Here is a 21,137-nt window from a genome sequence, read left to right as displayed (position 1 = left end):
ATGAGGTTTAAACAAAATGACTTATGAGTCGAACAGTGCTGAGTGGGGCTTGTCGGCAGACCTGCTGTCCCGTTACAGCGGTCCCTGCCCGCGCTATACGTCCTATCCGACGGCGGACCGGTTTGCGCCCCTGGGCGGCGTCGAACCCTGGCGCGCGCTGCAGGATATTGGCAGCCTGTCACTGTATGTGCATATCCCGTTCTGCCAATCACTGTGCTATTTCTGCGCCTGCAACAAGGTCATCACCCAACAGTACGGGCTGGCTTCGAGCTATCTCGACCGCGTGTTGCAGGAGGCCCAGTGGTACCGGGACAAGGTGGCCAAGGTGCCGGTTACCCAGCTGCACCTGGGCGGCGGTACACCGACCTTTCTCAGCGATAGCGACCTGCGGCGGCTGATAGAGGGGCTGGGGGAGGTGTTCGAACTGCGCGCCGGCGATGACGTCGAGTACAGTATCGAGGCAGACCCGCGCACCCTGGAAATCGATACGCTGGATACGTTGCGCGAACTCGGCTTCAACCGCCTGAGCCTCGGTATCCAGGACTTCAATATCGATGTACAGCGTGCCATCAACCGTATCTGCAGCCCCGAGCAGGTGGCGCAACTGACCAATGCGGCGCGGGAGCGCGGCTTCGAGTCTATTTCCTATGACCTTATCTACGGCCTGCCAAAACAGAATCTGGCCACTCTGGAGGCCACCCTCGAACAGGTGATGGAACTGTCGCCCGACCGCATAGCGCTCTATCACTACGCCCACCTGCCGCACCGGTTCAAGGCCCAGCGGTTGATCGACACGGACCTGGTGCCGTCGGCGACAGAAAAGATCGCCATGCAGCTGGCCGCGGTGGAACAGCTCGGGCAGGCCGGTTATGAGTTCCTCGGCATGGATCACTTCGCCAAGCCCGGCGATGAGCTCGCCAAGGCTGCCCATGCGGGCATGCTACAGCGCAATTTTCAGGGTTATACGCTGATGCCGGCGGATGCCTTGGTGGGCCTGGGTGCGTCGGCGATCAGCTACAGCCGCGATGGATACTGGCAGAATCTGCACCGCCTGAAGGAGTATGCCCAAGCCATCGGCGAGCGCGGCTTCGCGGCCTGCCGCGGCTGGCAACTGAATGAGGACGACCGGCTGCGCCAATGGCTGATTACCGAGCTGATGTGCCGGCTGCGGCTGGACAAGAATGAGGCGGCGCGCCGCGCCGGCGCGCCCTTCGATACGTTCTTCAGTGAGGAGCTCGAGCGGCTGCAGCCGATGTTCGAGGACGGTCTGCTGTACCAGGATGCCGAGACGCTCGGCGTCACGGAGCGCGGCCGCTGGTTCGTGCGCAACGCCGCTGCCGCCTTCGACCGCTACCTGCACAGCCGCGAGACCGAGGCGCGCTACTCCCGCGTGCTCTAGGGCCTGTTGGCACTAAAGAAGACGATCGTCCAGTGAGCGGGTACAATAGGGCCCAAGTTGAACTCACTGGATGGTATTTTCATGGCTGGCTCCCCGACAGCGGTAAGTTGCGGAAACTGCTCGGTCAGGCGCCTGTGCCTGCCCGCAGGGTTGTCGGCGGCGGATATCGATCGTCTCGAACAGGTCACCCGGCGCAAGAAAATCGTCAAGGCCGGCGAGGCGCTGTACCGGGCCGGTGACCCCTTCGCCAATCTGTATGCGATCCGTTCCGGCAGTTTCAAAACCGCGGTGATCGCTGCCGACGGCGACACCCAGGTAACGCATTTCGCGCTGCCGGGAGAACTGCTGGGCCTGGACGGCTACAGCGATCGCAGCCATCCCAGCTACGCCGAAGCGCTGGAGGATAGCAGTGTCTGCGTGCTGCCGTTCGCGCAACTGGAAACACTGGCCCAGCAGGTGCCGGCGCTGCAGCAGCAGATTTACAGCATCTTCTCTGAAGAGCTGAAGCAGGAGAACGATATCCTGATGCTACTGGGCAAACGCTCCGCCGACACGCGCCTGGCGGCGCTGCTGATCAATATTTCCAGCCGCTATGCGCGCCGCGGTTACTCCGCCAGCCAGTTTGTCCTGTCCATGCCGCGCACAGATATCGCCAACTATCTCGGCCTGACGGCAGAGACGGTCAGCCGACTTTTTTCACGCTTCCAGAAGGACAAGCTGATTCGCGCCAGCGGGCGCACGGTGGAAATCCTCGACCTGATCGGGCTCAGCGAGCTGGCCGGTACCCACTGTAGCTACGACAGCGACGGCTGAGGCACAAGTTTCGTCCCACACCCCGGTTTTGGTTGATCCCAAACAGCGGGTCACTCCGTGACGACCAGTCATCCTTTTTGCGAATAACGGCCAGCGATTGCTGGCCGTTATTGTTAAGGTGTCGGTTTAGGTGTGCGCGGGGAAAATCCGCTTGCCGCCGCTTTTGGAATCGGTGGGTGCAACGGTGTCCTGCGACAGTGGTTGCGACAGCCACTTTAACGCGTCTTCCTGTTCTTCAAAAAAGCGCACTTCGCCGCTGACAAACCAGGACGCGATACGCGCGACCACCTCCTGCCATTTGTCTTCGCCGACGATGGCTATTCGCGAAAATTCGTTGCCGTGTTTCAGTGCCAGTTTGAAGTCGTCCCAGGCGGCACGCAGCTCCCAGCCTTCGAATTCTCTGGCGTCCACCAGCATCTGTACCTGCGGATCTTTCACCCCTTCCAGGGCGTAGTCGAGTAGCGGCGAAATCCGCTCGTAATCATCGTGCGTGAGACGACCGATAGCCTTGAAGTAGAGAAAGAATTCGGGGCCGATACGCTCGATGCCGATTGAAATGCCGTGGCGCTCGATTTCCATGGTTCCTCCTTGATTGCCGGATTAACTAATGGTTTTTGGTTTTCCCGTTCATGCTACAGCGACTTCGGGATTCTGGGGTTCTGTCAGGTACTGGCGCAGAGACTCGTAGATTTTTCTTGTGTCGTCATTGAACAGCGGATCCTGCTGGGTGCAGAGCTGTGTGCGGATAAAGTCCCAGTCCTGGTCGGTCAGGTACATTTCAATCTGTGGGAATATGGTCCGATTCTCCAGCTCCATATGATCCCGCTGCAATCGCAGATAGTCATTGCATGTACCGACCAGGGTGTGCCGTTCCACCGCTGCATCGTTGGCTACGGCGTAAAATAGCGCGCTCATATTTTTAGTGGCCGCGGCGATGCGCTCGTGTTGCATTTGCGCCTTGTAGATCCCGTCGCGGTCGTGGATTGGCTTGGTCAATAGCCGCGCGAAAACCAGCTCTTCGGCCGGGTGGTGCCATTTGTCCGGGTAGACGGACAGATAGTCCAGCGCGTCGAGTATCAGGCCAAGGGTCGCGGGATCGCGATCGTTTCTGCCCAGCTGATGCAGCAACTTCTCGAAGGCATCGAGGAGCTGCTGCATGTGCTTGTGATCGCGGCAGAGTTGCCGGTAGATAGCGTCCATTCCATACCTCCTTCGATTTACCGATAGGGTCATTGTTGTCGGGGCGGAACGGGGCGGCTTGATATGGATCAAGCCGCTGCGCTATTGGGTGATTGCGGGTGGGATTCGGCGCTGCGGAGGTGGCGGATTCCGGAGCAGCAGTCATCGTCTGGATCAATCCTGCGCCCGTCGCGGTGAAGCCGCTCACTGCCGGAGGTCGCCGGACTGGTGGTTGCCGTGGGGCGGTCCACATTTTACTGGCCGCGCCGCGACGAGCGCCGCCTGACATGACGGGGCGGTCGCCAATTGCGCAGGAAGGAGAAAAGATGCCTGGAATTGTCGCGACGGAACAAATGCTTGGCAGCAATTGTCACAAGTGGCCCTGCGGCGATTACCTCCCACTTCTGTGATCCGGTAACTGTTCGGCGGGTAACAAGGCGGTTAAAATCCGCGCAACCAATTCTGGGAACAACAATATTGGGGATTTCCTATGCGTAAGATTGCAAAAGGTGTAGCTGCACTGGCGCTGGTTTGTTCTTCTGCCGCCTCGGCCGAAGGCGGCTACTGGGGTGCAACCGTTGGCCTGATGGACATAGACCAGCGCAATGTCGACAGCCCGCTGAACGTGGGCCTGCGCGGCGGCTATACCCTGCCGTCCGGCTGGGGCTTTGAGGCTGAGTACACCAACTCGCTGATCAGTGGCGAAGCGGATGTCTTCGACGGTGATGTGGACGTGGACGTGCAGACACTGGCCGGCTACGGCACCTACCGGTCCTACGGTGACCTCTACTTCAAAGGCCGTCTCGGCGTGCTGTACGAAGACGTATCCGTCGGTCGTTTCAGTGAAGACGATACCGGCATCTCCCTCGGCGCCGGCGTGGGTTTCAATTATAGCCCTAACACCAACGTCGAGCTGGAATACACCGTGATCGAGGAAGATATCGGCTTCTGGTCCGGTACCGTGACTCTGAACTTCTAAGAGTCCTTAAATCTCCTCCCTCGCGACGCGGTCTTCTGACCGCGTCGTCATATCTGCGCAGGCCATATTTCCTTGGTGTACAATGCGCGCCTTTCTATAGTTTCACCGAGTCTCTACTCAGCCCGCATTACCGAGGGAACACCATGTTTGATTCATCAGTCACACTTGCCTCCTACGACCCGGATATCTGGGAAGCCATTCAGGAGGAGGATCGCCGCCAGGAAGAGCACATCGAGCTGATTGCCTCCGAGAACTACACCAGTCCGCTGGTGATGCAGGCTCAGGGCAGCAGCCTGACCAACAAGTACGCGGAAGGCTACCCGGGCAAGCGCTACTACGGCGGCTGTGAATACGTGGACAAGGTGGAAACCCTGGCCATCGAGCGAGCCAAGAAACTGTTTGGTGCCGACTACGCCAACGTGCAGCCGCACTCGGGCTCCCAGGCCAACGCCGCCGTCTATCAGGCGCTGTGTGCCCCGGGCGATACCGTGCTGGGCATGAGCCTGGCCCACGGTGGTCACCTGACCCACGGTGCGCGGGTCAATTTCTCCGGCAAGATCTACAACGCGGTGCAGTACGGCCTGAATCCGGAAACCGGCGAAGTGGACTACGAGGAAGTGGAGCGCCTGGCGCTGGAGCACAAGCCGAAGATGATCGTTGCCGGCTTCTCCGCCTACAGCCGCGTGATGGACTGGGCGCGTTTCCGCGAGATCGCCGACAAGGTGGGTGCTTACCTGTTCGTCGACATGGCCCACGTGGCCGGCCTGGTGGCCGCCGGTGAATACCCGACGCCGATTCCCCACGCCGACGTGGTGACTTCCACCACCCACAAAACCCTGCGCGGTCCGCGCGGTGGCATCATCCTCGCCAAGGCCAACGAAGAGATCGAGAAGAAGCTCAACAGTGCTGTATTCCCCGGTGGTCAGGGCGGCCCGCTGATGCACGTCATCGCGGCCAAGGCGGTTTCCTTCAAGGAAGCCATGAGCCCCGAGTACAAGGCCTACCAGAAGAAGGTGGTGGAAAACGCCCGCGCCATGGCCGAGACCTTCCTGGATCGCGGTATCAATATCGTCTCCGGTGGCACCGACGACCACCTGATGCTGGTGGACCTGATCGGCAAGGAGTACACCGGTAAGGATGCGGACGAGGCCCTCGGCAACGCCAACATCACCGTGAACAAGAACGCGGTCCCCAACGACCCGCGCTCGCCGTTTATCACCAGCGGTCTGCGCGTCGGCACCCCGGCGATCACCACCCGCGGTTTCGGCGTCAAGGAAACCCAGCAGCTGACCCACTGGATCTGTGACGTGCTGGATGCGCTGGAGAAGGGCGACGCCGAGTCGACCATCGCCGAGGTGAAGCAGAAGGTGCTGGATATCTGTGCCCAGTACCCGGTCTACAAAGGCTGATCAGCTGACAGTAGGCAGACAAAAGCGGCTCCATTGAGCCGCTTTTTTGTATCTGCCGCACGCGTTTTCTCCTTCGCGCCGTTGGACTCCTCAGTGCCGAGTCTGTTTTGCAGACACCTTTGCTAAAGTTGAGTGCTGTTTCGGTTTTTGGTCGGGCCGGCAGCCACGCAGGCCAACACGCCGACCCTGCGCCAGAAGCTCTGGACCCGCATCATCGACCGCGAAAGGCTCTGGGCTCGGCGTCACAGCCGCACCGTCGGAGCGGCTGTGGTAAACTGCGGCCCATTTTCATACCCCCAGGGCCAATCCTCCATGCACTGTCCTTTCTGCAGCGCAGAAGAAACCAAAGTCGTCGATTCCCGCTTGGTGGCCGAAGGCGACCAGGTGCGCCGCCGGCGCGAGTGTCTCGAGTGCCACGAGCGCTTCACCACTTTTGAAACCGCCGAACTGCTATTGCCGCGGGTGATCAAGCAAAACGGCCAGCGCGAACCCTTCAACGAGGACAAGCTGCGCGCCGGTATTCAGCGCGCGGTGGAAAAGCGGCCGGTCAGTACCGAACGGGTGGAATCCGCGGTGTCCCAGATCAAGCACGCCCTGCAGGCCACCGGCGAGCGCGAGCTGCCGGCCCGTGCCATCGGCGAACTGGTGATGGAGCAGCTGCGCGAACTGGATCAGGTGGCCTATGTGCGTTTCGCGTCTGTGTACCGGCGTTTCGAGGACGTCAGCGAGTTCAGCGAGGAAATCGAGCGCTTGACCAGCAAGGGGACGGAAACGGAATGACGGCAGCGGCGGAAACAAGCGCCCAGGCGCTGATGGCGCGCGCGATCCAGCTAGCGGAACGCGGCCTCTATACCACCATGCCCAATCCGCGCGTCGGCTGCGTCATTACCGACAGCGCCGGCGAGATCGTCGGCGAGGGCTGGCATAGGCGCGCCGGCCTGCCGCACGCGGAGATCGAGGCGCTGGCCGACGCCGGCCCACGCGCCCGCGGCGCCACCGTTTATGTGACGCTGGAACCCTGCAGCCATACCGGCAAGACCGGCCCCTGCGCCGACGCCCTGATCGAGGCGGGCGTCGGGAAGGTCGTCTACGGCATGCAGGACCCGAACCCATCGGTGAGTGGCGAGGGGCTGCAGAAGCTGCGCGATGCGGGTATCGACGTGGAAGGGCCGCTGCTGGAAGAACAGTGCCGCGCGCTGAATCCCGGCTTTATCAAGCGCATGACCCTGGGTCTGCCGCTGGTGCGCAGCAAGTCGGCGATGAGCCTGGACGGTCGCACCGCCATGGCCAGCGGCGAGTCCAAGTGGGTGACAGGCCCCGCGGCGCGCGCCGACGTGCAGCGGTTGCGCGCGCGCAGCTGCGCGATAGTCACCGGGGTCGAGACTGTGCGTTTCGACAATCCGAATCTGAATGTGCGCGCCGACGAGATGGCGCTGGAGCTGCTGTCCGCCGAACAGGCCGCCGAGGTGCAGCCGCTGCGGGTGATTGTCGACAGCAAACTGCGCACCTCCCCCAAGGCCTTTATATTGCAGGGTGACGCCCCAACATTGGTGTGCACCACCGACCGGGCCGATTTGTCGCGCCGCGAGCGCCTGGAGCAGGCTGGTGCCGAAGTGCTGGTGCTGCCGGCAGACAAGGATGGCCGCGTGGACCTGCAGGCACTGCTTGAGGAACTGGCGCGGCGCCAGTGCAACGAGGTGTTGGTGGAGAGTGGCGCCACCCTGTCCGGTGAGTTCCTGTATCGCGGCCATGTGGACGAACTAATCGTCTATGTGGCGCCGAAATTGCTGGGCAGTACCGCCAGGCCGCTGTTTGAACTGCCGATCGAGCGTATGGGCTCGGTATTGCCGATTACCATTACCGATATGCGTGCCGTCGGCCACGACTGGCGCATTACCGCGACGACAGATATAGAGAGATAGCACTGAGGGCCGCTGGTGTTTACGGGAATTATTGAAGCTATTGGCGAAATCGCCGAACTGCAGCCCAAGGGCGGCGACCTGCGGGTGCGGGTCAAGACCGGCAAGCTGGACCTGGCCGATGTGCAGCTCGGCGACAGCATCGCCACCAACGGCGTCTGCCTGACGGTGGTGGACCTGCCCGGCGACGGCTACTGGGCCGACGTGTCGGCAGAGACGCTGGCGGTGGCGACGGTCGGCGGCTGGAAGCTCGGTGACCGAGTGAATCTGGAAAAGGCGCTGACACCGCAGACTCGCCTCGGCGGCCACATTGTCAGTGGCCACGTCGACGGCATCGGCGAAGTGGTGTGGCGCAAGTCCGAGGCACGCGCCGAGCGCTTCCGCCTGCGCGCACCGGACAACCTGGCCAAATATATCGCCCATAAGGGCTCGATTACCGTCGACGGCACCAGCCTCACCGTCAATGCGGTGGACGGCGCCGAGTTCGAGCTGACCATAGTGCCGCACACGCTGCAGGAAACGGTGATGGATAGCTACCGTGCCGGAACCCGCGTCAATCTGGAAGTGGATCTGATCGCGCGTTACCTTGAGCGGTTGCTGCTCGGCGATGCGGCGGCCAAGCCGGAAAGCGGTGGCCTCACGGTGGAATTCCTTGCCAAGCACGGTTTCCACCGGGGTTAACCGGCATCAAGAATGGCTTTGAGCGGGCCGACGCGGGCTTGAAGCAAGACCACGAATCACGATTTAGAGAGATTTATGGAACTCAATACGGTTGAAGAACTGATCGACGATATCCGCCAGGGCAAGATGGTGATCCTGATGGATGACGAAGACCGCGAGAACGAGGGCGACCTGGTGATGGCCGCGGAGCAGGTGCGCGCCGAGGACATCAACTTTATGGCCACTCATGCCCGCGGCCTGATCTGCATGCCCATGTCCCGGGAGCGCTGCGAGCAGTTGGACCTGCCGCTGATGTCCCGCGACAACGGCGCCCAGTTCAGCACCAACTTCACCGTTTCCATCGAAGCGGCCGAAGGCGTCACCACCGGTATCTCCGCCGCCGATCGCGCGCGCACCGTACGCGCGGCAGTCGCGCGCAATGCCAAGCCCAGCGATATCGTCCAGCCCGGCCATATCTTCCCGATCATGGCGCAGCCCGGCGGCGTCCTGAGCCGCGCCGGCCATACCGAGGCCGGTTGCGACCTGGCGCGACTGGCCGGATTCGAGCCGGCCGCGGTGATCGTCGAAATCATGAATGAAGACGGCACCATGGCGCGCCGCCCGGACCTGGAAAAGTTTGCCAAGGCCCACAACCTGAAAATCGGCACCATTGCCGACCTGATCAATTACCGCGCCCTGAACGAGAAAACGGTCGAGTGCACCAACGAGCGCAAGGTGCATACCGAATATGGCGAATTCAAGCTGCGCACCTACCTGGACAAGGCGCGCCGCGAGCGCCACTTTGCCTTCGTAATGGGCGAGCCGAAGCCGGAAGAGCCGACGCTGGTACGCGTGCACGTCGCCAGTACCACACGCGATCTTTTTACACTGCGTCGCGTTGATGAAAAATATGCGCCGTGGACGCTGCACCGGGCGATGAAAAAAGTCGCCGAAGAAGGCAAGGGCGTGGTGGTTGTGATCTGTCACAACGAGACCACCGAGGAAATCGAAGAGAGCATCGACTGGCTGATCAGCGGCAAGCAGCAGCGCCCCAGCCAGGATCTTGTTTACAAGCAGGTAGGCACCGGCTCGCAGATACTGCGCGACCTGAAGGTGCGCAAAATGCGCCTGATGAGTGCGCCGTTCAAATTCAGTGCCATTTCCGGTTTCGATCTGGAAGTGGAAGAGTACCTGAACGCTGACGAGGCGAAACCCTGAGTTGCGGCTGGCCGTGCGCTTGGTGGCATCCGCGCACTAAGCGCTTCAGAAGTTCGCAAGATTAAGTAAGGAAAAATCATGAGCAACATCCAAGTCATCGAAGGCGATTTCGTCAACAGCAAAGGCAAGTACGCACTGCTGGTCAGCCGCTGGAACAGTTTCGTAGTCGAGAGCCTGAAAGACGGTGCCCTGGACACATTGCGCCGCAAGGGCATCAAGGATGAGGACATCACCATCTACTATGCGCCGGGCGCTTTCGAGTTCCCGCTGGCCGCGCAGAAGCTGGCGGAGAGCAAAAAGTTCGACGCGATCATCGCCCTGGGCGCAGTGATCCGCGGCGGCACCCCGCACTTCGAATACGTCGCCGGCGAATGTACCAAGGGCCTGGCCCAGGTGTCGCTGAACGCTGGTATTCCGGTGACCTTCGGCGTGCTGACCGTGGACTCTATCGAGCAGGCGATCGAGCGCTCCGGCACCAAGGCCGGCAACAAGGGCTGTGAAGCGGCGGAAACCGCGCTGGAGATGGTTTCCCTGCTCGGCAAGATTTAAGGAAACTCTGAAAGCTACTGCGCGTGTGCCTGGCGGCGTCCGGCGGTGCAGGTGCGCCAGCCCGGTTGGAATGCTCATGTACGATTTGTACACTCCGCTTCCTCCGCTCCGGCGGCCACCACCAGGCACACGCTCGCTACGCTTTGCAGAGTTCCCTTAGGGCGATTCATTTATTGGCAGGAGCGGCCAGGGCCGCGCCTGCCGGGTAATTATCGGAATAGACAATGACCGTAACCGCATCCGCGCGCCGCAAGGCTCGTCACTTTGCCATGCAGGCGCTGTACCAGTGGCAAATGGCTGGCGCCAGCCTGAATGTGATCGAGGCTGAGTTCCAGACTGACAACGATATGAGCAAGACGGACGTGCCTTATTTCCGCGATCTGTTCCACGGCGTAGCGAAGAATCTCGATGAGGTGGAAGCCGGCTTCACGCCGCACCTGGATCGCAATGTCGACGATCTGGATCCGGTATCCCGCGCGCTGTTGCGCATGTCCACCTACGAGCTGAAAAACCGTATCGACGTGCCCTACAAGGTGGTGATCAACGAAGCGGTCGCGCTGGCAAAGAAATTCGGCCCCACTGACGCCTACAAATTTATCAACGGCATCCTGGATAAAACCGCCGCCGACCTGCGCGCGGCGGAAGTCGCCGCGGATAAGAAGTAGCGGCGGGTGAGGGCGGCTGAGGCCTAGTCACGTATGCGGAGCGCTCCGGGCGAATTTGAAATCATCCGCGATTACTTCGCCGACGCGCCGATTGGTGAGGGCGTGGTACTCGGGGTCGGTGACGACTGTGCGCTGCTGCAACCGCCGGCGGGCGCCTTGCTCGCCACTTCGGTGGATACCCTGGTGGCCGACCGCCACTTCCCGGCCAGTGCCGACCCGGCCGCCATCGCCGCGCGTGCGTTGCGGGTCAATCTCAGCGACCTGGCGGCGATGAACGCGCAGCCCCTGTGGTTTACCCTGGCTTTGACGCTGCCGCATAGTGATGCGGCCTGGCTGCAGAAATTTGCCGATGGCCTGCTGCAGACGGCGAAAGCCTACGGTGTATCGCTGGTCGGTGGCGACACCACCTGCGGGCCTTTATCGATCACCATTCAGGTAACCGGCAGCAGCGTGAAACCGCTGCGCCGGGATGGCGCGCGGATTGGCGATGCCGTCTATGTCAGTGGTGAACTCGGCGCCGCCGCGGCGGCACTGCCGGTGGTACTCGGCCAGAAGCTCGCCGGTGAACCTGATAGGGACGCCGCAGAGCGGGCCTATTATTTCCCCGAGCCGCAGCTCGCGACCGCCGCGGCCATCGGTGACATAGCCAGCAGCGCGCTGGATATTTCCGACGGCCTGCTGGCCGATCTGGGTCATATCTGCGCGGCAAGCGGTGTGAGCGCCGATATCGACTTGCACGCGCTGCCGGTGGCGCCGCTGGCGCGGCAGCTGGCCGGTGAGCGGGCACTGGAGCTGGCCGCCAGCGGCGGCGATGACTACCAGCTGTGCTTTACTGTGCCACAGGAGCAGGTTGCGACTCTGGAAAAACTCGGCCTGGATGCGGTGTGTATCGGCACCATTGTCGAAGGGCAGGGCGAGGTGCACGCCTGGCTGGATGGCGAGCGCTGGTTCCCCGAGGCTGCCGGCTACGAACATTTTTAACATTATGGCGACTATGGAAAACCCCACCTTCGGCCAGTTGTTACGCGATCCCACCATGATGCTGGCCTTCGGCTTTGGTTCGGGTTTGTCGCCGAAGGCGCCGGGAACTTTCGGTACTCTGGCGGCCATTCCGCTGTGGTGGCTGATGCAGGGACTGTCGCCCGCCTGGTATATGGCGATCGTCATCGCCGCGGCGCTGGTGGGCTGTTATCTGTGCGGCGCGGCGGCGGAAAAGCTCGGCGTGCACGATCACGGTGGCATTGTCTGGGACGAGATGGTGGGTTACTGGCTCACCATGTTTATGGCGCCGGCCGGTTGGGGCTGGGCGCTGTACGGCTTTGTGCTTTTCCGCATATTCGATATCGCCAAGCCGCAACCGATCCGCTGGGCGGACCGCCGGGTGCACAGTGGTGTCGGAATTATGCTCGACGATATACTGGCAGCCGGATACGCGGCACTGATTCTGCAGCTGACCGCGCATTTTATTGGGTAGGGATAACCGATGCGCCACTTTCTCCTGTTCACGCTGAGTCTCTTCATTTCGATAGGCGCCGTGGCGCAGCAAGTACAGTTGAAAGGGTTGTTTGGCAACAGTGCGATGCTGGAGATCAACGGCCAACAGCGATTGCTGAAAGCCGGGCAGAAAACCCCGGAAGGGGTGAAACTGCTCGAGGCCACGACCAAATACGCGCGGGTGCTGATCGATGGCCGCGAGCAGAAACTGACCCTCGCTGCTCCGGTCGCCGCCAGTTATGCGGAGGCCAGCCGCGCCGAGGTGCGGCTGAAGCCGGACGGCCGTGGTCACTACAGCACCAACGCCTGGGTTAATGGCCGCAGCGTGGCGATCATGGTGGATACTGGTGCGACCAGCATCGCGTTCAATTACCCCACCGCGCGTCGACTGGGGCTGAACCTGGAGCGTGCGCAGCCGATCCGCGTGTCGACGGCCAACGGCATTGCCCGCGCCTATAAGGTGAATCTCGACAGCGTCACCATTGGCGGTATCAAACTGCACAATGTCGAGGCCACCGTGCACGCTGACGATTTTCCCCAGATCACCCTGCTGGGTAACAGTTTTCTCAGCCGGGTCGATATGGAACAGCAGGGCGGCGTGCTGATACTGCGCGCGCGCAATTGATTGAAGAGGTATTACGTTGACCATTCGTTATGTGGAATCCTCCAAACTGCCCACTTCCTGGGGCATGTTTGAAATGCACGGTTTCGAAGATGTCGAAGCCGGCAAGGAGCACGTGGTGCTCACCATGGGGGATATAGACACGGACGAGCCGCTGCTGGCCCGCATTCACTCCGAATGTCTGACCGGTGATGCGCTCTTCTCCCTGCGTTGCGACTGCGGCGCCCAGCTACAACACGCCATGCACCGTATCGCGATGGAAGGGCGCGGCGCTATCTTTTACCTGCGCCAGGAGGGGCGCGGTATCGGGCTGTTGAACAAGATCCGCGCCTACCATCTGCAGGACTGCGGTGCGGATACCGTGGAAGCCAATGAGCAGCTCGGCTTCGGTGCCGATATGCGCGACTACTCGATCCTGAAGGCGATGGTCGATCACCTCGGCATCAAGTCCATTCGCCTGATGACCAACAACCCGCGCAAGGTGAAGGCGCTGGAAGAACTCGGCATCAACGTAACCGAACGGCTGCCGCACCAGACCGGCCGCAATCCGCATAACGTGAAATACCTGTCCACCAAGAAGGGTAAGCTGGGACACCTGTTCGACGAGAACAGTGAAGAGCAGGAGTAATGCGGCGAACGTTATGATGAAGGGGCGAACCTTGTGTTCGCCCTTTTTCTTTCGGCACGTTGTGGGCAATTTGGTGGTGTCCCTGCTGCCGGGGGCCTTAGGCGGGACACGGGCTAGGCGCCCCCCCTAAACCCATCCCTGGGGGCTTGTCTGCGAGATCCCTCTCGCAGACAGTCCCACCTAAGACCCCCGGCATCAGGGTCTTCGCGTGAAGATCACCGCATTAAAGACGCTGGCCCCTTTGGCGTTTGCTTACAGTGTCGAGCAGCCTAAATTGAAGGCAAAATGCTGGGTGTACCATTTCGAAACCGTCGGCGACAGGGATGTATTCACAGCGGTTTCGAAATGGTACACCCAGTACTTTGCCGCCACGCAGCCAAAACAAAGCACCGCGGAACCAGATACAAAAAGGGCGAACACAACGTTCGCCCTTACCGTCAATTGTCTGCTAATTAAATTCTCCCGCGACGCCGCTGCACGAATACCGCGGTGCTCCGCCCCGGCAGCGTGAAGCTACCGTTATCGTGCTCAAAATGCACATCGCGAAGCCGCGCGTCCGCAGAATCACGCTGGATTGGATGCAGCTCGAGGCGCAGACCGCGCAGTTGGTCGCTGCCGAACTGCACCGTCTCATCGTCGCCGTTGAACAATACCAGTACGCGTTCGTAGCGCCGGTCGAAGTCGCCGTCCGGGTCGTGCAGCTGCATTGCGATCAGGCCCGGTTTTTGTTCCGGTCCGGTATTGAGGAAACTCAGGTGCTTTTCCACCGCCGCGGCTGTGGGCAGGCGGAACAGGGGCGAGCTGTTGCGGATCGCCAGCTGTTCGCGGAACAGCGCGATGCTCCACAGCCGGTGCTGCCGTTGCGGCGCCAGTGCCGGATCCGCCAGCAGCGGCTGCATCAGCGGCCACTTGTCCTGGTTCTTGTCGGCGATCGGCAGACCCACTCCCCAGTTGCCGCTCTCAAAGCTGAAGTCCAGCGCATTGAACCAGTCGCCGGAGTTGTAGCTGTCCCGGTCCATGGATTTGGAGCGCAGGAACTCCTGCCCGGCGTGGATGAACGGGATCCCCTGGGCAAACAGCACCAGCGAATTACTGAAGGCCTGCATGCGCACCCGCTCTTCCAGTGAGGCGCCGCTGTTGGCCTTGATCTGGATACCGTCGAACAGGGTTTCGTTGTCGTGAGCGGCGATGTAGTTGATCGACTCCTGCGGGTCAGCGGTGTAGCCGGTAGGCTGGCCGTTGTAGATCAGTTGGCGGCCGACGATGCGGTTGCCGTTGGCATCGGTCAGCGGGTAGTCGGCCAGGTTGCCGGCCAGTGAGATACGCACCTTGTCGGCGAGTGTCAGCAGCGTCGCCCGTTCATCCCAACCTTCGAACTTGCCATTACCGTCGGTAAACAATCCGGTGCCGAAACCCTGTTCCTCGTAGCCGCCGAATGGGTTGCCGCCGCGCACACTGTCTCTGAGGCGATCGTTGAAGGTACCCACACCTGTACCGGCCATATTCGACTGGCGCGCCTGCACGAAGCGGGCGTCGTCCGCCACTTCGCCGAAGTTCCAGCCCTCGCCGTAGAGGTAGATGCTGTGGCCGTCGACACCGTCATCTTTCTCGGTCAGTGACTGCAGGGCTGCCTGCGCCTTGAGGATATTGTCGCGGCTGTGGTGCCCCATCAGGTCGAAACGGAAACCGTCTACCTTGTAGGCCTTGGCCCAGGTGAGCATCGAATCCAGCATCAGCTTTTCCATCATCGCGTGTTCGCTGGCGGTGTTGGCGCAGCAACTGCTCATCTCCACGCCGCCTTCCAGGTTGCGGCGGTGGTAATAGCCGGGCACGATTTTATCGAGAATGGCATTGTCATACTGGCCGTAAGAGCTGGTGTGGTTGTAGACCACGTCCATCACCACGCGCAGACCGGCGCGCGAGAGCCCCTGCACCATCTCGCGGAATTCGCGAATGCGCGTGACGCCGTCGGCATCGGTACTGTAGCTGCCCTCCGGTACTGTGTAGTGCAGCGGGTCGTAGCCCCAGTTGAAACCGTCACTATCGCGGATGCTATTGACCTCTTCTTGCTGTCCGCTGCTGTCCGGCGCGTACACGGATAGATCCGGCGTCTGCGCCTGCTGCATGCGGTCTTCATTGACCGTGGCGAAGTCGAACGCCGGCAACAGGTGAATATGGGTCAGTCCGGCACGGGCCAGGCTCGCCAGATGGCGCATACCGCGGCTGCTGCGTTCGGTGAAGGCGGCAAAAGTGCCGCGTGCATCGGTAGGCACGCTGTCGTCCTCGATACTGAAGTCGCGCACGTGCAGTTCGTACACGCTGATATCTTCCGGATTGTTCAGCGGCGGCTTGTGTAGTTGGTCCCAGCCGGCGGGTTTCAGGTCAGCATCATCGAGATTGACGATCTGGCTCTTGCCGCTGTTGATGGACAGGCTCAGCGAGTAGGGGTCGGTGACCAGATTGCTTTCCATCTGGCGGCTGAAGTAGGAGTAGACTTCCACTTCGTACTGGTAGAACTTGCGGTCCCACTCTTTGCCGACATCTGCGGACCAGACTCCGGTAGCCACGTCGCGCTGCATCGGCACTACCATATCGGCGCTGTCGTGAGCCGCATCGCTGAACAGATGCAGTTTTACCGAGCGCGCGGTGGGCGCCCACAGATCGATCTGGATAGCAGACGCGCCGACTCTCGCGCCCAGCTCGCCGCCGTAATAGAAACGGTCATCGAGGGCGCCGGCCAGCTGCACGCCGGTGGCATCGCGCACCTTACCGTCGCTGTCGTAGGCCGCCACTGCGAGCTGCTGCGTGACCAGATCCTCCAGTGGCACGCTGCCCGCAGGCAGCCGCAGCGCGGTATAGGAAGACAGATGCGGGAACTTGTGTCGCACAGCTGCGGAGAGCGCGGTATCCGCTTGTAACGTGATCGCGCCATCGCCGGAGACACCGTCGGCATCGAGTTTCAGGTTGGCATCGATGCTGTAGTGCAGCTTGACGGTATCGCCGTCCTGCAAGGTGATATTCCAGACAAAAGTCTCCGCATCTACCCAGTGCGCCTTGTCGAGCGTCAGGTCGCCGCGGGGAATGCCGTTACTGCTGACCGTCACCTGTTTGCTGGCCGTGTCGAAAGCGAAATAGATTTCGTCGTTATCGGCGGCGACGGTAAACGGCACGTTGGAACCGTAACTGCCGTAGCTTTCGCTCCAGTTTTCGTTCAGTGCCACCTTGAACTCGTAGCTGCCCGCGGCAATCTTGTCGGTCACGAAGGTGTAGATACCGTCGCCGTCGGCATCCTGCATCCAGCTTTGCAGGCAGTCCGGCTGCCAGTCGCCGGGGCAGCCCAGCTGGTATTGGAAGTTACCTGCAACGGTGGCGATGGTGGCGTTGACGTTATCCGCTATCCAGTGGGACTCGTGGTCGTAGATAAATTTCACTTCGCGCGTGGCGCCGATATTGAGGGGAATATTGGCACCATTGCGCCAGCCACCTTGGCCGTAGTTTTCATCCCAACTTCCGTTCAGCGCCGCCTTGTACTCCCAGTTGCCGGCGGGCACAACGAAGCTGCCCTGCCATTTGTCGTCGCTGCTGTCGTAGCCGAGCATCGTCGCGGCGCATTCCGGTTGCCAGTCACCCGGGCAACCGAGCTGGCTCTGAATAGTGCCGGGAATGTTGACGGCCGAAGGTGCCGGCGTATCAGCGCCGAACACCGGCAGTTGCGTGGCGCACAGCACGCCGCCGAGTAGAAGTCGCGCCCAGCTGTCTGGGTGACAGGCGCGCGGGTAAGAGGATTTCATCGATCGCATAGGTTGGCCCCGTTTTATTTGTTATTCCTTTTTATTAATCCCTGGGGTACTGCAAACATCTCCCGCGCGAGCATTGAAGCGCAGAGCCGGTAGCGGGGCATCCCACCCCGGGGAGGCGGAGCTGGTAATGGGGGAGGGTGGTGGTCGGAATTGCGCGCGCTGTCACAAAATTTTTGTAAAAGCGTCACCTCGTGGAAATCTGGCGGGCGCATTCTTTCCTACCGAGTAAAACCACAGCGGAACGAAGAGTTGTGTCTATACTCAGACAATCTGATTGTGGCGGGTCGAGAAAGGTGATGCACTCGCGGCAATTGGATAAGAAGGCCGGCTCCAAGCCGGCTTTTTCTTTTTGGAGCCAAGTGAAAAAAATACCATCGCCCATCGTTACTGACATTCGCCGCCAGGCCGATGTTACGTGGCTCCGGCAATCGGCCGGCGGCACAAAAGTCGCTTGCGCAGTGGCCGAAGCGCTGCTAGATTCGCGCCTAAATATTCACCAGCGGAGGACTACAGATGATTGTATCCATCCTTCGCCGGGCCTCTCGGCACTGAGCTGCAACAGCAAGCTGCCCCAGCCCGGCGACTATCCTAACCGTCGGGTTTCCCCACACCGGAAGCCCCGTTGACCGCATTCTCGCGGTCGCAATGCGCCTTGTGCGCCCTGAGGGTTTTGACCTTGAGTAAATCATTGATTTCACGCCGCTCCCGCATCGGGCGCGGCAGCGCCGCTGTGCCGTCGAGCGGTGAACGCCAGCTTTCCGCGTTGCAGCGACTGGGCTGGAAACCATTTTTCCAACAACAGCTGTCGCTCGCCGAGCTGAGTGACTGCGAGCCGGTGCGGGTTATGGCCGTACATCGCAGCCAGCTGGAAATTGCCGGTGAACAGGGTGAGCGCTCACTGCCGCTCGTGCCGGCGATGGTGGCTGAGGATATCGAACAGCGCCCCACCGTTGGCGACTGGCTGTTGCTCGAACGCGAAGGCGGAAAGTTCGTACGCCGACTCGAACGCAGCAGCCTGTTTCAGCGCATGGCACCCGGGGCGCAACAACTGCAGCTGATTGCCGCCAATGTCGACAGCGTGCTGATCGTGTCGTCCTGCAATCAGGACTTCAGTCTGTCCCGTATCGAGCGCTACCTGACACTGGCGCGCGAAGCCGGCTGCCGGCCCTATCTGGTGCTGACCAAGGCGGACCTGTGCGCCGATACCAGCGGCTATATCGAGGACTTGCAGGATTACCGGGACCTGCCGTTCGCGCTGGTGAACGGGCTCGACCGCGACAGCGTGGCGCAGTTGCGCCAGTGGTGCCTACCGGGTGAGACGATCGCACTGCTCGGATCCTCCGGCGTGGGCAAGTCCACGCTGCTGAACAGTCTGTCCGGTGATCAGCTGGCGGCTACGGCGGCGATCCGCGAGGACGACAGCAAGGGGCGTCACACCACTCGCCATCGCGCCCTGTATCCACTGGCCTGGGGCGCCCTGCTGCTGGACAGCCCCGGCATGCGCGAACTGGGGTTGGCCAACGTCGAAGCCGGCCTCGCGGCCACTTTCGACGATATCGGTGCCCTGGCGCGCAGTTGCCGGTTCAGTGACTGCCACCACGAGTCGGAACCGGGCTGCGCGGTGCAGGGAGCGATCGATACCGGCGAGCTGGATGAACGGCGGCTGCGCAACTGGCGCAAGCTGGAGCGCGAGGTCGCCCGCAACACCCGCACCCTGGCCGAGCAACGCGCCGGCGACCGGGCACTGGGGCAGTTCTACCGCGAGGTGCAGAGTCACGCGCGGGAGCGCAAGCAGCGCGGCGACTGAGAATAGGCCGTCCGTTCTTACAGTTTGGGAATGGAGGAGGTGGATGGCCGAACCTTATATCGAAAGGGGAGTTGCCGGGGTGAACGTCACGCTCACCCCGGCAAAGCGTCAGCTCGCTGTTACCTGGCCGCTCTGCGCCGGCGTGGTTTTGCTCGCGGCGGAGCTGCCATTCTGGGCTTCGATCCAGTCGTCCATGCGGCTTTCCAGTACATTCAGCGGCACGGCGCCGGCGCCCAGCAGCTGGTCGTGGAAGGCGCGGATATCGAAGTTGCTTCCCAGTTGCTCCTCGGCCTTGGTGCGCAATTCCTTGATCTTCAGCTGGCCCAGCTTGTAAGCCAGGGCCTGGCCCGGCCACACCAGGTAGCGGTCGATCTCCACGGTCACGTCATGCAGCGGCTTGGCGCTGTTGTTCATGAAGTACTCGATCGCCTGCTCGCGGCTCCAGCCCAGCTGGTGCATGCCGGTATCCACCACCAGGCGTACCGCGCGCCACATGTCGTAGGTGAGGGCGCCGAACTCGCTGTAGGGATCCTTGTACAGACCCAGGTCGTAGCCGAGGCTCTCGGAATAGAGGCCCCAGCCCTCGACGAAGGCGGTGTAACCGCCGATACGCCGCAGCGGGTGAATGTCATTCTGTTCCTGCGCCAGGGCGATCTGCAGGTGGTGGCCGGGCATCGCCTCGTGCACCGTCAATGCTTCCATTTCCCATTTCGGGCGGCTGGGCAGGTTGTAGGTGTTGGCGAAGAAGACCCCGGCGCGGCCGGCTTCATTGGAGCCAGGCTGGTAGTAGGCGGTGGTCTGGGATTTCTCCGAGTAACTGGGGATGGGCTTCACACCATAGGGCAGGCGCGGCAGCGTGCCGAACAGTGCCGGCAATTCACCATCGATACGCTTGGCGATATCGCGGTAGCCGCGCATCAATTCTTCCCGGTCGGTGTAGTAGAACTGTGGATCGGTGCGCAGGAAATCGGTGAAGTCCTTGAAGTCGCCCTGGAAGCCGGTCTTGCGGATGATCTGCTCCATTTCGCCGCGGATGCGTTTCACCTCGGCCAGGCCGATACGGTGAATCTCCTCCGGACTCAACGTGGTGGTGGTGTTGTCGCGTACCTTGTGCGCGTACCAGCGCAGGCCGTCCGGCATGCTGGTGAAGGCGGTGTCCACCTTGGCGCCAGGGATATAGTCGCGCTCGACGAATTCCGCCATGCCCTGCCAGGCCGGCACCAGATCCTTGTGATACAGCGCGAAGGCGCGCTGCTGCAGGCGGCGCTGCTGGCCGGCGGAAATCGTACTCGGCATTTCCGCAAAGGCTTTCAGCAGCGGGCTCTGCTTGGGATCGGCGGGGACCAGCGCGCGGATCTGCCCTGGCAGGTCGCGCAGGGTGATCTGCGGCGGGGTGATTTTCTTTTCCAGCCCTTTTTGCATCAGTGCTTGGACTTCTGAGATCAGTGCCGGAAGTTTTTCCAGACGGGTGAGGATCGTCTCGTAATCGGCGACGGTGCGCTTTGGCATCGCATTCAATATTGCCGGTACATTGCGCTGGGGTCCGTTCATATGATTTACCAGCAACAGGTGCTCGGGGAACTGGAAACCCTTCACTTCGGACAGCAGGTCCTGGTACAGCAGCTGGTAATCGAGTTGCTGATTCTCTGGCAGCGCGGTTTCGTCGATATGGCGGCTGGCGGCGAGCATGCGGCGCGTCTGCTGCTGGCGGCGCTCGATCCCCTTGTCGGAGGCGTCGGTCCAGCGGTCGTTGACGCCGGGGTAGCCCTCGTAGGTGGCCGAGCCCGGGAAGCTCTCCATGATCCAGCGATAGCGCAGATCCTGCAGTGCCTTCAGCTGCTCGCTGGCACCTTTTTTCGGCAGTGCGTCGAAGGCTTTTTCAAAGGCCTGCTCCTCCATCGCCGAGGCGGCGGTCGCCGCGATCAGGCCGATGGCGGCGACAAGTGATTTTCTGAATAAGGACATGGTCCCCCCTCATCCGAATGCAAAATAATTC

General features: G+C 61.4%; 19 protein-coding genes. 15 read left to right on the top strand and 4 right to left on the bottom strand.

The features are described 5' to 3' along the window. Nucleotides 1–16: 16 nt before the first annotated feature. Nucleotides 17–1,399 carry an oxygen-independent coproporphyrinogen III oxidase gene (gene hemN, locus BLW36_RS15885; RefSeq protein ID WP_091390998.1) on the top strand — a complete coding sequence of 461 codons (1,383 nt, stop codon included), beginning with the start codon at nt 17–19 and terminating at the stop codon, nt 1,397–1,399. Between the two features lie 57 nt (nt 1,400–1,456). Continuing rightward, the gene (gene fnr, locus BLW36_RS15880) at nt 1,457–2,212 is read left to right on the top strand and encodes a fumarate/nitrate reduction transcriptional regulator Fnr (protein WP_244506294.1); all 756 of its coding nucleotides are present in this window, start codon (nt 1,457–1,459) and stop codon (nt 2,210–2,212) included. Between the two features lie 126 nt (nt 2,213–2,338). Here fnr and BLW36_RS15875 read toward each other — a convergent pair whose 3' ends face one another. Then, nucleotides 2,339–2,791, bottom strand: a complete 453-nt coding sequence (locus tag BLW36_RS15875; protein ID WP_091390996.1) for a SpoIIAA family protein — start codon at nt 2,789–2,791, stop codon at nt 2,339–2,341. Nucleotides 2,792–2,839: 48 nt separating this feature from the next. Further along, a complete protein-coding gene (locus tag BLW36_RS15870) occupies nt 2,840–3,412 on the bottom strand; it encodes a hemerythrin domain-containing protein (protein WP_091390994.1) in 573 nt (190 codons plus the stop codon). 469 nt (nt 3,413–3,881) lie between these two features. On the opposite strand from BLW36_RS15870, the gene BLW36_RS15865 reads away from it, so the two are divergent. The 12 genes from BLW36_RS15865 (at nt 3,882) to ribA (ending at nt 13,534) form a co-directional block, all read left to right on the top strand. Further along, nucleotides 3,882–4,370, top strand: a complete 489-nt coding sequence (locus BLW36_RS15865) for an outer membrane beta-barrel protein (protein ID WP_091390993.1) — start codon at nt 3,882–3,884, stop codon at nt 4,368–4,370. Nucleotides 4,371–4,513: 143 nt separating this feature from the next. After that, nucleotides 4,514–5,779 (top strand): serine hydroxymethyltransferase, encoded by a 1,266-nt coding sequence (gene glyA / locus BLW36_RS15860; protein ID WP_091390991.1) that lies wholly within the window; start codon nt 4,514–4,516, stop codon nt 5,777–5,779. A gap of 312 nt (nt 5,780–6,091) precedes the next feature. Next, a complete protein-coding gene (gene nrdR, locus BLW36_RS15855) occupies nt 6,092–6,559 on the top strand; it encodes a transcriptional regulator NrdR (protein WP_091391110.1) in 468 nt (155 codons plus the stop codon). Next, a complete protein-coding gene (gene ribD / locus BLW36_RS15850; protein WP_091390988.1) occupies nt 6,556–7,701 on the top strand; it encodes a bifunctional diaminohydroxyphosphoribosylaminopyrimidine deaminase/5-amino-6-(5-phosphoribosylamino)uracil reductase RibD in 1,146 nt (381 codons plus the stop codon). Before nrdR ends, ribD begins: the two co-directional genes overlap by 4 nt. A gap of 15 nt (nt 7,702–7,716) precedes the next feature. Further along, nucleotides 7,717–8,379: a riboflavin synthase gene (locus BLW36_RS15845; protein ID WP_091390986.1), complete on the top strand. Its 663-nt coding sequence runs from the start codon at nt 7,717–7,719 to the stop codon at nt 8,377–8,379. A 75-nt stretch (nt 8,380–8,454) separates the two neighbouring features. Further along, nucleotides 8,455–9,576, top strand: coding sequence for a bifunctional 3,4-dihydroxy-2-butanone-4-phosphate synthase/GTP cyclohydrolase II (gene ribBA / locus BLW36_RS15840; RefSeq protein WP_091390984.1), 1,122 nt, complete (start codon nt 8,455–8,457; stop codon nt 9,574–9,576). Nucleotides 9,577–9,654: 78 nt separating this feature from the next. Beyond that, nucleotides 9,655–10,125, top strand: a complete 471-nt coding sequence (ribH, locus tag BLW36_RS15835) for a 6,7-dimethyl-8-ribityllumazine synthase (protein WP_091390982.1) — start codon at nt 9,655–9,657, stop codon at nt 10,123–10,125. Between the two features lie 224 nt (nt 10,126–10,349). Next, nucleotides 10,350–10,790: a transcription antitermination factor NusB gene (nusB, locus tag BLW36_RS15830; RefSeq protein ID WP_091390980.1), complete on the top strand. Its 441-nt coding sequence runs from the start codon at nt 10,350–10,352 to the stop codon at nt 10,788–10,790. Nucleotides 10,791–10,823: 33 nt separating this feature from the next. Further along, nucleotides 10,824–11,771 carry a thiamine-phosphate kinase gene (thiL, locus tag BLW36_RS15825; protein ID WP_091390977.1) on the top strand — a complete coding sequence of 316 codons (948 nt, stop codon included), beginning with the start codon at nt 10,824–10,826 and terminating at the stop codon, nt 11,769–11,771. 4 nt (nt 11,772–11,775) lie between these two features. After that, nucleotides 11,776–12,264, top strand: coding sequence for a phosphatidylglycerophosphatase A family protein (locus BLW36_RS15820; protein ID WP_091390975.1), 489 nt, complete (start codon nt 11,776–11,778; stop codon nt 12,262–12,264). Nucleotides 12,265–12,273: 9 nt separating this feature from the next. After that, nucleotides 12,274–12,909, top strand: coding sequence for a retropepsin-like aspartic protease family protein (locus BLW36_RS15815; protein WP_091390973.1), 636 nt, complete (start codon nt 12,274–12,276; stop codon nt 12,907–12,909). Nucleotides 12,910–12,925: 16 nt separating this feature from the next. After that, nucleotides 12,926–13,534, top strand: coding sequence for a GTP cyclohydrolase II (gene ribA, locus BLW36_RS15810; RefSeq protein ID WP_091390971.1), 609 nt, complete (start codon nt 12,926–12,928; stop codon nt 13,532–13,534). Nucleotides 13,535–13,986: 452 nt separating this feature from the next. On the opposite strand, the gene pulA is transcribed toward ribA, so the two are convergent. Beyond that, the gene (gene pulA / locus BLW36_RS15805) at nt 13,987–17,334 is read right to left on the bottom strand and encodes a pullulanase-type alpha-1,6-glucosidase (protein ID WP_244506293.1); all 3,348 of its coding nucleotides are present in this window, start codon (nt 17,332–17,334) and stop codon (nt 13,987–13,989) included. Between the two features lie 676 nt (nt 17,335–18,010). Here pulA and rsgA point away from each other — a divergent pair. Further along, a complete protein-coding gene (gene rsgA, locus BLW36_RS15800; RefSeq protein ID WP_170833247.1) occupies nt 18,011–19,141 on the top strand; it encodes a ribosome small subunit-dependent GTPase A in 1,131 nt (376 codons plus the stop codon). Between the two features lie 108 nt (nt 19,142–19,249). On the opposite strand, the gene BLW36_RS15795 is transcribed toward rsgA, so the two are convergent. After that, the gene (locus BLW36_RS15795) at nt 19,250–21,106 is read right to left on the bottom strand and encodes a DUF885 domain-containing protein (RefSeq protein ID WP_091390968.1); all 1,857 of its coding nucleotides are present in this window, start codon (nt 21,104–21,106) and stop codon (nt 19,250–19,252) included. Nucleotides 21,107–21,137 lie beyond the last annotated feature (31 nt).

The organism is Microbulbifer marinus, from assembly GCF_900107725.1.
Classification (GTDB): Bacteria; Pseudomonadota; Gammaproteobacteria; order Pseudomonadales; family Cellvibrionaceae; genus Microbulbifer; species Microbulbifer marinus.
This window is presented reverse-complemented; position numbering and strand designations above follow the sequence as displayed.

Coding starts and splice junctions, on each gene's coding strand:
- hemN (WP_091390998.1), top strand. CDS start 17: ATGACTTATGAGTCGAACAGTGCTGAGTGGGGCTTGTCGGCAGACCTG.
- BLW36_RS15875 (WP_091390996.1), bottom strand. CDS start 2,791: ATGGAAATCGAGCGCCACGGCATTTCAATCGGCATCGAGCGTATCGGC.
- BLW36_RS15870 (WP_091390994.1), bottom strand. CDS start 3,412: ATGGACGCTATCTACCGGCAACTCTGCCGCGATCACAAGCACATGCAG.
- BLW36_RS15865 (WP_091390993.1), top strand. CDS start 3,882: ATGCGTAAGATTGCAAAAGGTGTAGCTGCACTGGCGCTGGTTTGTTCT.
- glyA (WP_091390991.1), top strand. CDS start 4,514: ATGTTTGATTCATCAGTCACACTTGCCTCCTACGACCCGGATATCTGG.
- nrdR (WP_091391110.1), top strand. CDS start 6,092: ATGCACTGTCCTTTCTGCAGCGCAGAAGAAACCAAAGTCGTCGATTCC.
- ribD (WP_091390988.1), top strand. CDS start 6,556: ATGACGGCAGCGGCGGAAACAAGCGCCCAGGCGCTGATGGCGCGCGCG.
- ribBA (WP_091390984.1), top strand. CDS start 8,455: ATGGAACTCAATACGGTTGAAGAACTGATCGACGATATCCGCCAGGGC.
- ribH (WP_091390982.1), top strand. CDS start 9,655: ATGAGCAACATCCAAGTCATCGAAGGCGATTTCGTCAACAGCAAAGGC.
- nusB (WP_091390980.1), top strand. CDS start 10,350: ATGACCGTAACCGCATCCGCGCGCCGCAAGGCTCGTCACTTTGCCATG.
- thiL (WP_091390977.1), top strand. CDS start 10,824: ATGCGGAGCGCTCCGGGCGAATTTGAAATCATCCGCGATTACTTCGCC.
- BLW36_RS15820 (WP_091390975.1), top strand. CDS start 11,776: ATGGCGACTATGGAAAACCCCACCTTCGGCCAGTTGTTACGCGATCCC.
- BLW36_RS15815 (WP_091390973.1), top strand. CDS start 12,274: ATGCGCCACTTTCTCCTGTTCACGCTGAGTCTCTTCATTTCGATAGGC.
- pulA (WP_244506293.1), bottom strand. CDS start 17,334: ATGCGATCGATGAAATCCTCTTACCCGCGCGCCTGTCACCCAGACAGC.
- BLW36_RS15795 (WP_091390968.1), bottom strand. CDS start 21,106: ATGTCCTTATTCAGAAAATCACTTGTCGCCGCCATCGGCCTGATCGCG.